This is a genomic window from Roseibium sp. RKSG952 (genome assembly GCF_009711355.1).
In genome coordinates this window covers 42,549-56,273 of record NZ_SMMF01000934.1, presented here as the reverse complement: position 1 = coordinate 56,273, position 13,725 = coordinate 42,549, and the positions used below count along the sequence as shown (strand labels likewise).

At 60.5% G+C, this 13,725-nt stretch carries 13 protein-coding genes; 5 read left to right on the top strand and 8 right to left on the bottom strand.

Annotated elements, in window-relative coordinates:
* Positions 1-182 precede the first annotated feature (182 nt).
* The 3 genes from E1297_RS25935 to E1297_RS25925 all read right to left on the bottom strand — a co-directional run bounded on the left by E1297_RS25935 (position 183) and on the right by E1297_RS25925 (position 3,108).
* The gene (locus tag E1297_RS25935) at positions 183-821 is read right to left on the bottom strand and encodes a YceI family protein (RefSeq protein WP_155143390.1); all 639 of its coding nucleotides are present in this window, start codon (positions 819-821) and stop codon (positions 183-185) included.
* 107 nt (positions 822-928) lie between these two features.
* Positions 929-2,152, bottom strand: a complete 1,224-nt coding sequence (locus E1297_RS25930; RefSeq protein ID WP_155143389.1) for a VWA domain-containing protein — start codon at positions 2,150-2,152, stop codon at positions 929-931.
* 11 nt (positions 2,153-2,163) lie between these two features.
* The gene (locus E1297_RS25925; protein ID WP_155143388.1) at positions 2,164-3,108 is read right to left on the bottom strand and encodes a MoxR family ATPase; all 945 of its coding nucleotides are present in this window, start codon (positions 3,106-3,108) and stop codon (positions 2,164-2,166) included.
* A 249-nt stretch (positions 3,109-3,357) separates the two neighbouring features.
* Here E1297_RS25925 and E1297_RS25920 point away from each other — a divergent pair, with 249 nt between their 5' ends.
* Positions 3,358-3,705: a cytochrome c gene (locus E1297_RS25920; RefSeq protein ID WP_155143387.1), complete on the top strand. Its 348-nt coding sequence runs from the start codon at positions 3,358-3,360 to the stop codon at positions 3,703-3,705.
* A 146-nt stretch (positions 3,706-3,851) separates the two neighbouring features.
* Entirely contained in the window at positions 3,852-4,124 is a 273-nt protein-coding gene (locus E1297_RS25915) for an usg protein (RefSeq protein ID WP_155143386.1), read from the top strand.
* A 27-nt stretch (positions 4,125-4,151) separates the two neighbouring features.
* Here E1297_RS25915 and E1297_RS25910 read toward each other — a convergent pair whose 3' ends face one another.
* Positions 4,152-4,958: a tRNA1(Val) (adenine(37)-N6)-methyltransferase gene (locus E1297_RS25910; RefSeq protein ID WP_155143385.1), complete on the bottom strand. Its 807-nt coding sequence runs from the start codon at positions 4,956-4,958 to the stop codon at positions 4,152-4,154.
* Positions 4,955-5,188 (bottom strand): DUF2007 domain-containing protein, encoded by a 234-nt coding sequence (locus E1297_RS25905; RefSeq protein ID WP_155143384.1) that lies wholly within the window; start codon positions 5,186-5,188, stop codon positions 4,955-4,957. The genes E1297_RS25910 and E1297_RS25905 overlap by 4 nt, the downstream gene beginning before the upstream one ends.
* 163 nt (positions 5,189-5,351) lie before the next feature.
* On the opposite strand from E1297_RS25905, the gene E1297_RS25900 reads away from it, so the two are divergent.
* On the top strand, positions 5,352-6,368 hold the full coding sequence (locus E1297_RS25900; RefSeq protein ID WP_368669679.1) for a polyprenyl synthetase family protein: 1,017 nt from the start codon (positions 5,352-5,354) through the stop codon (positions 6,366-6,368).
* On the opposite strand, the gene E1297_RS25895 is transcribed toward E1297_RS25900, so the two are convergent.
* Both E1297_RS25895 and E1297_RS25890 read right to left on the bottom strand, forming a co-directional pair.
* Entirely contained in the window at positions 6,361-7,242 is an 882-nt protein-coding gene (locus E1297_RS25895) for a 4-(cytidine 5'-diphospho)-2-C-methyl-D-erythritol kinase (RefSeq protein ID WP_244327887.1), read from the bottom strand. The two genes, E1297_RS25900 and E1297_RS25895, sit on opposite strands and share 8 nt — an antisense overlap.
* An 11-nt stretch (positions 7,243-7,253) precedes the next feature.
* Complete coding sequence (locus E1297_RS25890; protein ID WP_155143383.1) at positions 7,254-9,059, bottom strand: tetratricopeptide repeat protein; 1,806 nt, start codon at positions 9,057-9,059, stop codon at positions 7,254-7,256.
* Positions 9,060-9,360: 301 nt separating this feature from the next.
* On the opposite strand from E1297_RS25890, the gene ppdK reads away from it, so the two are divergent.
* Both ppdK and meaB read left to right on the top strand, forming a co-directional pair.
* Positions 9,361-12,033: a pyruvate, phosphate dikinase gene (gene ppdK, locus E1297_RS25885; protein WP_155143382.1), complete on the top strand. Its 2,673-nt coding sequence runs from the start codon at positions 9,361-9,363 to the stop codon at positions 12,031-12,033.
* Positions 12,034-12,036: 3 nt separating this feature from the next.
* On the top strand, positions 12,037-12,999 hold the full coding sequence (meaB, locus tag E1297_RS25880; RefSeq protein ID WP_155143381.1) for a methylmalonyl Co-A mutase-associated GTPase MeaB: 963 nt from the start codon (positions 12,037-12,039) through the stop codon (positions 12,997-12,999).
* Between the two features lie 8 nt (positions 13,000-13,007).
* On the opposite strand, the gene radC is transcribed toward meaB, so the two are convergent.
* Complete coding sequence (gene radC, locus E1297_RS25875; RefSeq protein ID WP_155143380.1) at positions 13,008-13,718, bottom strand: DNA repair protein RadC; 711 nt, start codon at positions 13,716-13,718, stop codon at positions 13,008-13,010.
* Between the last annotated feature and the right edge of the window lie 7 nt (positions 13,719-13,725).

The following is a 13,725-nucleotide window of genomic DNA, read 5'->3' as shown; positions in this document are numbered from 1 at the left end:
ACGTGCCGGTTTTGAAACGGGGCCGAGGCACGCAGGCAATGGCTGAAGATGACATTGCTTGTGCGCGTCAGCCCGTGTTGATCTTCGAGTGAACAGCGATCCGATTGAGCACTCTCAAAGACCTCTGCACAATCAAACCAAGACTCAAACCGGCGCAGCGGGGATCCGGTTTGCCGCCGGTGTCATTGGCGGTTACCGGTGCCGAGGATGGTGAGTGAAATCTTGTCGCCATAAAGCGGCTGGCCGACATTCATGCCGAACAGGCTGCGGAAGAAGCCGCCGGAAGCCTGAAACCGGATCTTTCGCGGTGTCGAGCCCTTCTGCAAGATGACCGAGAGTTTGGTCGGCCGCTCCAGCCCCTTGAGACGCAGGACGCCATCCACTTCAGCCCTGGTGTCGCTCAGCTTGCGCACCCGGCGGCTTACAAAGACCGCCTTGCTGTTGTTGGCGGTGTCGAGCATGGCCGGGCTTTTCAAAAAGTCCGTCATGGCGGGATTGTCGGTGACGATGCTCGCGAGATCGACGGTCACTTCCACCCGGCTGCGCGACGGTTGCCGCTCGTCAAGGACCATCTTGCCCGAGACGCGCTCAAACCGGCCATTGACCGAAGCGCCGGTCAGCATCCTGACCTTGAAGGCCGTGTCCAGATTTTGGGGTGCCAGCAGATAGGTGCCGTTTATGCCCGATGTTGTGGCGAGAGCCGGGTCAACAGGCGCCGACATCAGGCCGATGGCGAGCCCGGCTGCTGCGATCAAGCCGAAAAGGCGGTTTGACCGCGGTTTGCGAAGTGAGTGGATTTGAGATTGAGCGCGCATTTCCATCGGTCCCTCCCGGACATCCTAACTAGGGTGATAACACGCTGCTGGTATAGGAGACGGGGAACACGAAACCGTGTGACGGGCATCACAGGGCCGGATTGGCGGTTTGCTTAACCCTCCTTCAGCCACTGCTTCGGGTCTGCCTTTCGGTTGCTGGTAGCGGTCCCGGACAGGGCGTCCACCAGATCCGAAATCGCATCGAGCGAATGGGCGGAGCGGAATTCGTCAACATGGGGCAACATCGCCCGGATGCCCTTGGCACGTGCCTCGAAGCCGTCGAAGCGCAACAGCGGATTGAGCCAGACAAGCTGCCTGCAAGACCGGTGCAGCCGGTCCATCTCGCGTTCGAGATCCTCATCCGTGTCCCGCTCCAGCCCGTCCGTGATCAACAGGACCGTCGGACTGCCGGACAGGACACGCCTGGACCAGAGCCGGTTGAAATCGCGCAACGCAGTCGCGATGCGGGTGCCGCCCGACCAGTCCTCGACCCCTTGGGAACACGCGTCCAGCGCTTCATCCGGGTCCTTCATGCGAAGCTGGCGGGTGACATTGGTGAGCCTAGTCCCGAACAGGAACGTGTGCACGTCGCGGCGCTGCCCTGTCACGGCATGCAGGAAATGCAGGATCAGTCGTGTGTACTGGCTCATTGAGCCGGAGATATCGCAGATCGCGATCAGAGGCGGCTGTTTTTCAACCGGTTTGCGATATTTGAGGTCGATGATGTCGCCGCCCGCGCGCATGGAAGCACGCAGGGACCGGCGCGGATCGATCCGGCCCCGGGGCGCGGCGGCCAGACGGCGCTGACGAATTCTGTCCATGGAAAAAGCAAAATCGCGCAAGGCCTGTTTGGCGAGCGCGATTTCGTCGGCTGTCATTTGCGCAAAATCCCTGGATTGCAGCAGTTCCTTGCCGGACACCGTGAACTTGGCATCGACTTCCACTTCCGGGCGGGTTTCTTCGCTCATGCGTTCTTTCGAGGCCTGAAACGCTTGTGCCACCCGTGTCTGTCCGGCCTTGGGCTTTTCCGGAGCGCCGCGCGGCGGGGCGACCGGCGACAGGATGGCCAGCATCTTCTCGATCAGACCGCGATTGCGCCAATAGATCCGAAATGCTTCTTCAAACAGAATGTGATGCTCGCGCTTGCGCACAAAAACCGCGTGCAATGTCCAATAGAGATCGTCCCGGTTTCGCAAGCCTGAAACCTCGACCGCACGGACCGCGTCAACAACCGAGGCGGGACCTGCTGGAATACCGGCCTTGCGGAGTGTGCGGGCAAAATAGACGATGTTGTCGAGAATTCGGCTGTCGCGGGTATGCTCTTGGGCGGTCTCCATCTTGAGGTCCGTCACAAAGCAGGCATGGAGGACGCGGCCGAAAGCGGCTCGTCCTTGCGGATGTCCTCAATGATCTGGCGGAGCCTTGACCCGCGCACCCGTTCGATATCGTCCTGATACTTCAAGAGGACGCCGAGTGTATCGGAGGTCATGTCCGGATCGAGCGCGATCTCGTTGAGTTCGGAAAGGGCGGTCGCCCAGTCGAGCGTCTCGGCAACACCCGGCTGCTTGAACAGATCCTCCTCTGCCCTCAGCATCTGGACGAAGGCCACAATTTCCGCCGTGAGCCGCTCGCCGGCACCTGGCACCTTGCGGCGGACAATTTCAAGCTCGCGTTCGGCGGTCGGGTAGTCGACCCAGTGATAGAGACAGCGCCGTTTCAGGGCGTCATGGATTTCGCGGGTGCGGTTGGTGGTGATCACGACAATCGGCGGCTCGTCCGCTTTCACCGTGCCAAGCTCCGGGATGGAGACCTGATTGTCGGCGAGCACTTCAAGAAGGAAAGCCTCGAAGGCCTCGTCGGCCCGGTCGAGTTCATCTATCAGCAACACAGGCGCGCCATTGAGTGCGGGCTCCAGTGCTTGAAGGACCGGGCGCTTTATCAGGAACCGCTCGTCAAAAATGGATTTCGACAACTCGCTGTGTTCGGTATCGCCGGCAGCTTCCGCCACGCGGATTTCCACCATCTGCGCGGGATAATTCCATTCATAGACCGCGGATGCGACGTCAAGACCTTCATAACACTGAAGCCGGATCAGGTCGCGTCCGAGTGTCTGGCTCAGGACCTTGGCGATTTCCGTTTTGCCGACACCCGCTTCACCTTCAAGAAAGAGCGGCCGTTTCATCCGCAAGGCCAAGTGCAGAACCGTCGCAAGCGACCGGTCGGCGACATAGCCTGCCGTGTCGAGCAAGCGAAGCGTTTCGTCGATGGAGGTCGGCAAGGCGGTTGTCGTCATGTTGCAGCGGCTCCGGTCTGTCGCGAACTGGCGGTGGTGATCCTTTATTATAGGCTTACGCGCCGAAATGGCTCGCGGCAAGGAACTGGTGGGCGCCGCATGGCGCAAGTGTCTCAGGAACGGAGGTGTTTTTTGTGGGGGCAGGCATCTGACACGCCAAAACCGTTGGTATCCGGTTGTACTCGTAGTGCCGCGTATTTCACCTCCTGTTAGAGCTGCCTATAAGGGGATCAGGCGGAGGGAGATCACATGAAACGCGCTACACTTCTGTTTGTGTCGGCTGTCCTGGTGTCAGGACCGGCTTTGGCCCAGGGAAGCACACCATTTCCGGCCGATGACAAGACACTGGCAGCGGGTCTGGAGATTGCCGAGATCCACTGCGCCAGTTGCCATGCCATCTCCACTGATGATGCCAGTGCGGAGGAAGGCGCTCCGCCGTTTCGAACCCTGTCCCAGCTTTATCCACTGGAGAGCCTGGAAGAAAGCCTCGCCGAGGGCATTGTCACAGGTCATGAGGGCATGCCCGAATTTGCCTTCGCACCTGAAGACATTGACGCTTTTTTGGGATACCTGAGCTCTATCCAGATACAAAAATAAGCTTTTGCCGGCAATGCGGGCAGGCTGGCAGCAGTCTTGTTGGTTTGCTGCTAAACTTATGTATTTATTGGTAGTTTTATAAATATTCAGATTTGGTTAACCTGATTTCCGTGACACTTTTGTTTCGCTGGGAAAGTGAGGAGATCATGGAAGCAAGCTCTGATTTTCGCAAACGCATCCTTGGGTACGGTCTGTTGACGGCGGATATTCTCTACCGGATGCCGGATCATCCGAAACTGCTCCAGAGCTTTCTGTGGCAAACGGAAGATCTTGCACCGCATTTTCCGGAGTTGAGCCGGTTTCTCAAGTACTGGGAGCGGGAAATCGAGGGCCGGATCCACTCGGTGCGTGTAGCGCACCAGAACCTGATCGAACCGGTCGACTTCCGGTTCGCCGATGGCGAGGTTGTCATTCATTGAAGACATGCGGGGCCTCGGCGGCCGGGATTACCGGCGCGCGCGAAGGCCCAGCCCCTTGCCGTCACGCATGACGGCCTTGGCTTCGGGGACGAAATCCGAACCATCGCCCGAATGAAGGACGAAGCCCGGCAGGAGGTGAAGCGGTGATTTGCTGGCGCGGATCGCCCGCACCAGAATGCGCGTGGCAGGCGCATCCGGCCGCGGGTGCAAGGGGATCACATCAATGGCGCCGAAGCGGCCATCAAGCACATCCAGCAAGTGCGCCAGACCGTCTGCGCGGAAAATGACGGTCAGGCTGCCGCCCTCGCGCACGATATCGGTTGCAGTGCGGGCCCAGGGCTCAAGACCCCTTTCATCCAGCATGTGCGCGTTGGCGCGCTCCGTCTTGGGGGAGGACCGGAAGCGGTCATTTTCATAATAGGGCGGGTTCATGATCGCGTGATCGGCCATGCCCGGGCGCAGGCCGCTGGCGTGGCGGTCCTTTCCCTTGCCGGTAATGTCTGCCGCCAGAACCTCTATTCTCTCCCTGAAATGCGCGTTTGCCGGCTCTTCAAGGGCTGCCCGCGACAGGTTGAGGACCAGAGGGTCGACATCCACCAGGGTCACCCGAATTCCGGGCAGCCGGGCGGCTGCGCAAAATCCGGCTGTACCGACTCCGGCCCCAAGATCAACAACATGCCCCACGGTCGTGTCCGGCAGGGCGGCCGCAAGGTAGACCGCGTCGAGGCCGGCGCGGTGCCTGCCCTTGAGCGGTTGATGGATATAGACCTGTCCGCCCAGAAATGCGTCGCGGGTCGTGTCTTGGACAAGGGCTGGATTTGCGGGGGTGGTCATGGGCGATGGTTGATGTTCAGTTCGTGCGACAATCCGGCTTCCTCGATCAGCAGGCGGGCCTTGGGAAGCTGCTCGCCATCAACGAGTATACGGCGCGGGATGACGGCGATGGATCCTTCCAGAATGCTCATGTTGCCGTCTGCGACAAAAAAAGTGATCCCGGCTTCTTCCAGCAGTGATTCCAGGAAGGAAATCAGCACCGGATCATTGGTTCTCAGTAGTTCTTCCATGCGCCTGATTTCTCCCTGGTCATTTCAGGCAAGTGTGAGCGGAATTCATCGCCCAATGACACGCCTCTGGGCATCTTTCCCCAGTTTGTCAAACATTCCTGCCCTTGCCCCGCGCTTCCTGCCGCCATATTGTCCGCTCAACTTGATAACAGGAGTGCCTTAAGTGGCCGTCGTAGCATCCTTGCCGAACCAAACACCTGAGCAGCCCGGTATCCAGTCGCTTGTCGACCTCGTGTCCGCGGGCATGGAAGATGTCAACCAGATCATTTTGGCAAAAGCCGGATCGAATGTGGATCTGATACCGGAAATTGCCCGGCATCTGATTTCGTCCGGCGGCAAGCGCTTGCGGCCAATGCTGACCCTCGCATGCGCGCAAATGTTTGGCTACCAGGGGGCTGGGCATGTGATGCTCGCGGCCAGTGTCGAGTTCATGCACACCGCAACCTTGCTGCATGACGATGTTGTCGACGAGAGCGACATGCGCCGCGGCAAGCTGGCAGCGCGTAAATTGTGGGGCAACCAGGCAAGCGTTCTTGTGGGTGATTATCTGCTTGGCCAGGCCTTCAAGATGATGGTGGATGTCGGTTCGCTTGAGGCCCTGCGCATCCTGTCGGAAGCCTCTGCCGTGATCGCGGAAGGCGAGGTGCTTCAGCTCGGCGCGGCCAAGAACATTCAAACCACCGAAGCCGAATATCTGCGGGTGATCGAGGCAAAGACGGCGGCCCTGTTCGCGGCTGCAGCTGAGGTCGGCCCGGTGGTTGCCGGCCAGAGCGATGCAATGAAGGCGGCTGCCCGCAGCTACGGCATGGAACTCGGCCTTGCCTTCCAGCTTGTCGACGATGCGCTGGATTATGGGGGTACTTCTGCGGATCTCGGCAAGGAAGTCGGCGACGACTTCCGCGAAGGCAAGATCACGCTGCCGGTGGTGTTTGCGATCGAACGTGGCAATGAACAGGAACGTGCCTTCTGGAAACGGTGCCTGGAAGGCGAGGATGTCAGCGATAGCGATCTTGAGGAAGCCATCGCACTGATGAAAAAGCACGGCGCGATTGCCGACACGGTGGAGCGGGCCAAGCACTATGGCGCGAATGCCGTCAAGGCGCTGGAACAGCTCCCCTCTGGTGCGCATCAGGATGCACTGGCTGAAGCGGTCGCCTTTTGTATCTCCCGCGTCAGCTAAGCGGCCCTGAGGCGATCCACCAACCGGGACGGGAGCGGCGCAAGTCTTGGCAAATCGCCTCGCCCCGACCGGTTTCCGTCAATGCAAAGCAGGTTGCCCCGGACCCGGACATGCGGGCAAGCTGTGTCGCCGGATGAGAAACCAGCGCTGCAATGACTTCCGGGATCGCCGGGCAAAGGGCTTCCGCCACAGCCTGCATGTCATTGCGGGTCGTGCCGAGATACGCCACCAGCGCATTCAGGTCCGCGAAACTGCCGGGCAGGTCCGGTAACCCGGCATTGTCCCGTGATGTCATCGCCTTGAAGACAGCGGGCGTGGGCACGCCCACACCCGGATTGACCAGCACGATATCGGCAGACGGCATTGCCGGAGCTTGATCCAGAACATCCCCGATGCCGCGCATTCTGGCTGACCTTGACGCCAGACATACCGGAACATCCGCACCAAGCGACAAGGCCAACCGGTTGAGATCGCAGGTATCCAGGGCTTTTCCTGCTATTTCCTGAAAGAGCCGCAGGCTGGCAGCCGCATCCGCAGAACCGCCACCAATGCCGGAGGCAACGGGAAGGTGTTTGTCCAGAGTGAAGCGCATGCCGTAGCTTGAGATCCCGGCTTCCCGGGCAAAGGCGTGGCATGCCTTGAGGACAAGGTTGCCCGGATCATTTGCGTCAAGGGCAGGCGCAAAAGGGCCGGTTACCGTCAGGGATACATGGTCACAAGCGTGAGCCGTCAGGCGGTCGCTGATGGCAGGAAAGACCACAAGCGAATCGAGCAGATGATAGCCGTCCGCTCTGCGGCCGGTGACATGCAGGGCCAGATTGACCTTTGCCCGGGCCTCCTGGGACAGTGGCCCGGCAGGGAACATATCGGTCATGGGTTGATGCGTTACCCGCCGTTTTGCTTCGTGCCGGCCTGAGCGGCATTTGTCTCCGGGGCGTCCGGCAACCCGTTCTCGATCTTGTCGAGTATTTTCGGCAGTTCGTCCTCTTCCGGATCGAGGTCGCGGGCATGGTTCCACTGGAAGCGCGCCTCGTTGCGGCGTCCGACCTTCCAATAGGCATCGCCGAGATGGTCGTTGATCACCGGATCGGACGGGCGCAGTTCGACCGCACGCTCCAGTTCGCGCACCGCCTCTTCGTAGCGGCCGAGCCGGTAGTAAACCCAGCCAAGACTGTCGACGATGTAGCCGTCATTGGGGCGCAGGTCGACAGCGGTCTCGATCATCTCAAGAGCCTCGTCAAGTTTCAGCCCCTGATCGACCAGGGAATAGCCGAGATAGTTCAACACCAGCGGCTGGTCCGGTTCCAGTTCCAGCGCGGTGCGGAAATCGCTTTCCGCCTGCTCCCACTTGCCAAGGCGTTCCCGGCTGATGCCCCGGAAATACATCAGGGGCCAGTGGTTCTGGTCCAGCTCGTCGATCGTCTCTATGCCCTTGGTGTAGATAGCCTCCGATTCCGCGAATTTTTCGTGGTTGCGGAGGATGTTGCCGAGAGAGGTAATGGCTTCCAGTTCCGAAGGATCTTCAACAATCAGCGCTTCCAGGTGGGCACGGGCGCTGTCGAGATCATCCAGCGCGTTGTAGTGCAGGCCGATCTGGATTTCGGCGTCACGCTTCAGGGCAGCGGTTTCAGGGACCAGTGACAACACTTCGATCGCGCGCGCAGGCTGCTCCAGACGTTCGAACAGGCCGCCAAGGGCGATGGCCGCAAACTGGGCTTGCGGATCTAGCCGGAGCGCAAGCTGAAGATAGCCGGAGGACAGCTCTTCGGCACCGTCACGTCCGATTGCCGATCCGAGCCCGTAGAGGATTTCGGACATCCCTGCCGCCGGGTCGAGCACGATCGGTTCGATCGGTTCTCCCGATTCAATGTCTGTGCGGGCGCGCACCAGCAGAGGATGATCGTTCAGGTATTCGTCAAACTCGTCGAGCAGCTGGAGCGCGTCATCCTTGCGTCCGTTTGCCGCGAGAATCCGCGCATAGGCATCAACCGCCCGGATGGCGCCGGGATCGGCATTGTGGGCAGCCTCGATCTCGGAGAGGGCCAGCTTGTTGTCGCCGGCCGCAAAAGCAATCAGCGCCCGGTGGGTTGCCTTGAAGACATCGAACCATTCCGGGCCCTTGAGTGCACCAATGGTTGCCATCGCTTCGTCGACGCGCCCCAATCCGTAAAGGGCCCAGCCTTGCGATATGCCCGTGGTCAGCTGTGAAAGCGGACCGGCATTGCCAGGCTTTTCCAGTTCGTCGATCACGTCCTGATAGTTGCCTTGCACCATTGCCCCGCTGGCCAGTGCCAGATGCGACAGGAAGCTGGCAATGCCGAGCCGTTCCATTTCGCTGGCATAGTGCTCCGCCTCGACGATGTCGCCATTGGCAAGCTTCAGCAGAAATGTGCGCTCCATCAGCATGGCGCTTTCCGGGTCGGCGTTCAGGGCCTCCTGATAAAAGGCTGCAGCCTGCCCGTAGTCCTTGTTGAGACCGGCGAGGCGTCCGGCAAGGTAGCTGCCGGACAGTGTGATGGGCAGATCTGCCGGAGTGCCGAATTGGGCCGGGGATGTGCCGGCACCTGCGACCGTTGCTTCCGCAAGCGCCTGTGGTGCATCGCTCCCGGCCATCAAACCGACCAGCGCGACGGATGTGAGCCAGGATTTGAGGCTCGCGCGATGGGAGCGATTGCCCGGGAATTTCGTCATATCACCTCGCATGTTCCGCCGTCTTTATGGCGCGGCCCAGATCTTTAGGGAGACAATGGCGACTTTGCGGCCAATGGGCAAGGAAAACCCGGGAAACCCACAGGCCGTGATTTAAATCCATTAGCACTTGATGCCGTAAGGGCTGCAGCAGGGAACCGGGAGGATTGGCCGGGGTCTACTGCTAAAAAATAACTTGAAGCTTGTGATGGGGCGTAGCAGGAAGATGCGGCGCAGCAAGGCGGTTTGATTCACGGCCTTGGGGTTTTACGGTGGCGCGAAGGTGATCAGACGGAGTTATTCAATGGCCAAATGGGTCTACACGTTCGGGAACGGATCCGCTGAAGGCGCGGCAGACATGAGAAACCTGCTCGGTGGCAAGGGGGCAAACCTTGCCGAAATGAGCAGCCTCGGTCTTCCGGTCCCTTCAGGGTTCACCATCACCACCGAGGTGTGCACCTGGTATTATGACCATGACAAGAGCTATCCGGATGACTTGACCGCCCAGGTGGAAGCCGCACTTGAAAACGTGGGCGAGGCGACCGGGCGGAAGTTCGGAGACGCCAAACTGCCTCTGCTGGTTTCGGTGCGCTCAGGGGCCCGGGTATCGATGCCGGGCATGATGGATACGGTCCTCAACCTGGGTTTGAACGACGTGACCGTGAAGGCGATCGGCGAAGACGCCGGTGATATGCGGTTCGCCTATGACAGCTATCGCCGGTTCATTCAGATGTATGCCGATGTGGTCCTCGGCCTCGATCATCACGAGTTCGAGGAAGTCCTTGAAGAGCACAAGCAGCGGAACGGGCTGACGCTTGACACGGACATATCCGCAGAGGACTGGGTCGGAATTATCGAGAAATTCAAGGCATTGGTCGAAGACGACCTCGGCAAGCCGTTTCCGCAAGACCCTAAGGAACAGCTCTGGGGCGCAATCGGGGCTGTGTTCGGCTCATGGATGACCCCGCGTGCGGTCACCTACCGCCGCCTGCATGATATTCCGGCCAATTGGGGCACGGCCGTCAATGTTCAGGCGATGGTGTTCGGCAACATGGGCGAAACGTCTGCCACCGGGGTGGCCTTCACCCGCGATCCGTCAACGGGCGAAAAAACACTTTACGGCGAGTTTCTGGTTAATGCGCAGGGCGAAGACGTTGTCGCCGGTATCCGGACGCCGCAGGACATTACCGAGCAAGCGCGCATCAAGGCCGGTTCGAACCGGCCCTCGCTTGAAAAGCTGATGCCGGAAGCCTTCGCCGAATTCCAGTCCTACTGTGACAAGCTGGAACATCATTATCACGACATGCAGGATCTCGAGTTCACCATCGAGAAGGGCAAGCTGTGGATGCTTCAGACCCGTGCGGGCAAACGCACGGCCAAGGCAGCCCTCAAGATCGCCGTGGACATGGTTGAAGAGGGGCTTTTGACGGAAGAGCAAGCCGTTGCCCGTGTCGAACCGGGCGCTCTTGACCAGCTGCTGCACCCGACCATCGACCCTAAAGCCAAACGGGATATCCTGACGGCTGGTCTGCCGGCGTCTCCGGGCGCGGCATCGGGAGCGATTGTGTTCACCTCCGAAGAGGCCGAGGACGCCAGGGCGGCAGGGCGCAAGGTTATTCTTGTTCGCGTCGAGACGAGCCCGGAAGACATTCACGGCATGCATGCAGCGGAAGGTATTCTGACAAGCCGTGGCGGCATGACGAGCCATGCGGCGGTTGTCGCCAGGGGCATGGGCAAGCCTTGTGTTGCCGGTGCGGGCGGGGTCAAGATCGATTACCGGAATGGCACCATGACCGTGGGTGGCCGAAGCCTCGCCAAGGGCGACATCATCACCATTGACGGTGCAACCGGTCAGATTCTCGCTGGCGAGATTGCCATGCTGCAACCGGTCTTGTCGGGAGACTTCGGCACGCTCATGGGGTGGGCCGACAAGGTGCGGCGCATGCGCGTGCGCACCAACGCGGACATGCCGCAAGATGCCAAGGTGGCGCGGGAATTTGGCGCGGAGGGGATCGGCCTGTGCCGGACCGAGCACATGTTCTTTGAAGGAGAGCGGATTGTGGCGGTCCGCGAAATGATCCTTGCGGGCAGCGAAGACGGGCGCCGGACAGCGCTTGCCAAGCTTCTGCCGATGCAGCGCAAGGACTTCACCGCGCTTTTCGAGATCATGCAAGGGTTGCCCGTCACGATCCGGCTGCTTGATCCTCCCTTGCACGAATTCCTGCCCAAAACGGACGAGGAACTTGGCGAGGTCGCAAGGGCCATGGGCATATCGCCGGAACTTCTCCGGGACCGGGCATTGTCTCTTGAGGAATTCAACCCGATGCTTGGCCATCGCGGTTGCCGGTTGCTGGTCTCCTATCCGGAAATCGCCGAGATGCAGGCACGGGCGATTTTCGAGGCGGCCGTAGAGGCCGGACGCAAGACCGGTGCTCCGGTGGTGCCGGAAATCATGGTTCCGCTTGTCGGACTCAAAGGCGAACTGGATCTGGTGCGCGAACGCATTGACGCCATGGCTGATGCCGTATCGAAGGAAACCGGAGAAACCGTCGGCTATCAAGTCGGCACCATGGTCGAGCTACCGCGCGCGGCGCTTCAGGCAGCTGACATCGCAAAATCGGCGGAGTTCTTCTCCTTCGGTACCAATGATCTGACGCAGACCTCATTCGGGATTTCGCGCGATGACGCGGCATCATTCCTCGGCACCTATCAGACGAAGGGATTGATCGAACAGGATCCGTTCGTCTCTTTGGATCAGGATGGGGTTGGTGAGCTCGTCAAGATTGGAGCGGAACGCGGACGCAGTACACGTGCCGATATCAAGCTGGGCATCTGCGGTGAGCACGGCGGGGACCCGGCATCGATCCATTTCTGTGAGAGTGTCGGGCTGGACTATGTCTCCTGTTCGCCGTTCCGTGTGCCGATTGCGCGCCTTGCCGCTGCCCAGGCAGCCCTCAAAGCGCGCAGCACCGGCTGACCCATGGCGGTAAAAACCGGCGTGGCCAATCTGACCGAGAAACTGGACGCCTTGCGCCATGGCGGCAAACGCGCCTTGTCACGGGCCTTGACCCGCCTTGAAACCGAGGAGGGGTCGCAAGAGCTTGCGGCCCTGCTCGATCATGCCGCAGCGCAACCGGGCGGGCATGTTTTGGGACTGACCGGCCCGCCCGGCGTCGGCAAGTCCTCGCTCACCGACTGCCTGATCCGCCATTACCGGGCGCTTGGAGAGCGGGTGTGCGTTCTGGCCATCGACCCGTCCTCCCGCTTTACCGGCGGGGCATTGCTGGGAGACCGGACGCGGCTGTCGACCGACCCGGAAGACCAGAACATTTTCGTCCGCTCGATGGCGGCGCGCGACCGGTTGGGGGGATTGTCCGATCACGCCATTGCCGCAATCGCGCTGATGCGGGCCGTGTGTGACCGGGTGATCGTCGAATCGGTCGGGATCGGCCAATCGGAGAGCGATCTGGTTCAGGCGTCGGATACCGTCGTCCTGTGTATCCAGCCGGGATCGGGCGACAGTCTCCAGTTCATGAAGGCCGGCATCATGGAGCTGCCGGATGTCATCGTGATCACCAAAGCGGATATGGGCGCACTTGCCCGCCGGGCGGCGTCGGACGTCACCGGAGCCTTGTCATTGACCCGCTCGCGAAGCTCGGACTGGACCGCGCCGGTCTGCGAGGTGTCTTCGCGCGACAACACCGGAATTGAAACACTGTCGGAGGCGATTGCGAGCCACCAGGACTATCTGGCGGGTGCCGGCCGGGGACAGACGAAGCGCGCAGCGCAGCATACGCATTGGGTCGAAGACATGATCCGGACGCGGTTCGGTGGCGCGGGGCTGGCGGTGGCCGGACGGTCGGGAGCGGATTGGCGTTTGCAGCCGTTTACAGCGTTTCACGACATCTCGGCGGATCTGCAAAGGCGGCTCAACGGTCAATAGCTTGGGTGCTATATCAGCTGCATGCCGCGGAAACTAACCGTCATGCCCCGGCCGACAATGATGTGATCGTGGATCTCGACACCCAGAGGCTTTGCGATGTCGACGATCTGGCGTGTCATCTGGATATCGGCACGCGACGGGGTCGGGTCACCGGAGGGGTGATTGTGCACCAGAATCAGCGCGGTGGCTGAAAGCTCCAGTGCGCGTCTGATCACCTCGCGCGGGTAGACCGGAGTGTGGTCGACCGTGCCGGTCTGCTGGACTTCGTCTGCAATCAGTCCGTTCCGCTTGTCAAGAAACAGGACCCGGAACTGCTCGACTTCCGCGTGTTGCATGGCGATCTCGAGGTAGCTGGTGACCTTGGACCAGCTGTCGAGTGGTTGCCTTGTATCGATTTCGGCCTTTGCGCTGCGGATCAGGCAGGCCTCAACGGCTTTGAGGTGATCAACCACCTTGTCACCAACACCCGTCACCTCCTTGAGCCGTTCGCGCGGTGCTCCGAACACACCGGGCAGGGTCTTGAAGCGCCTGAGCAGTTCCTTGGCAATGGGTTTGGTGTCCTGACGGGGCAGGGGGGCGAACAGCAGGAGTTCGAGGAGTTCATAGTCCGGGAACGCGTCGGCACCTGACACGCGAAAGCGTTCCCTTAAACGGTTGCGATGACCTTGATGATCCGGGCGGGCCGCTTTTTCGTTAAAACCGCTCGCCTGATCTGTCATGCCGCGA

Coding starts and splice junctions, on each gene's coding strand:
- E1297_RS25935 (WP_155143390.1), bottom strand. CDS start 821: ATGGAAATGCGCGCTCAATCTCAAATCCACTCACTTCGCAAACCGCGG.
- E1297_RS25930 (WP_155143389.1), bottom strand. CDS start 2,152: ATGGAGACCGCCCAAGAGCATACCCGCGACAGCCGAATTCTCGACAAC.
- E1297_RS25925 (WP_155143388.1), bottom strand. CDS start 3,108: ATGACGACAACCGCCTTGCCGACCTCCATCGACGAAACGCTTCGCTTG.
- E1297_RS25920 (WP_155143387.1), top strand. CDS start 3,358: ATGAAACGCGCTACACTTCTGTTTGTGTCGGCTGTCCTGGTGTCAGGA.
- E1297_RS25915 (WP_155143386.1), top strand. CDS start 3,852: ATGGAAGCAAGCTCTGATTTTCGCAAACGCATCCTTGGGTACGGTCTG.
- E1297_RS25910 (WP_155143385.1), bottom strand. CDS start 4,958: ATGACCACCCCCGCAAATCCAGCCCTTGTCCAAGACACGACCCGCGAC.
- E1297_RS25905 (WP_155143384.1), bottom strand. CDS start 5,188: ATGGAAGAACTACTGAGAACCAATGATCCGGTGCTGATTTCCTTCCTG.
- E1297_RS25895 (WP_244327887.1), bottom strand. CDS start 7,242: ATGACCGATATGTTCCCTGCCGGGCCACTGTCCCAGGAGGCCCGGGCA.
- E1297_RS25890 (WP_155143383.1), bottom strand. CDS start 9,059: ATGACGAAATTCCCGGGCAATCGCTCCCATCGCGCGAGCCTCAAATCC.
- ppdK (WP_155143382.1), top strand. CDS start 9,361: ATGGCCAAATGGGTCTACACGTTCGGGAACGGATCCGCTGAAGGCGCG.
- meaB (WP_155143381.1), top strand. CDS start 12,037: ATGGCGGTAAAAACCGGCGTGGCCAATCTGACCGAGAAACTGGACGCC.
- radC (WP_155143380.1), bottom strand. CDS start 13,718: ATGACAGATCAGGCGAGCGGTTTTAACGAAAAAGCGGCCCGCCCGGAT.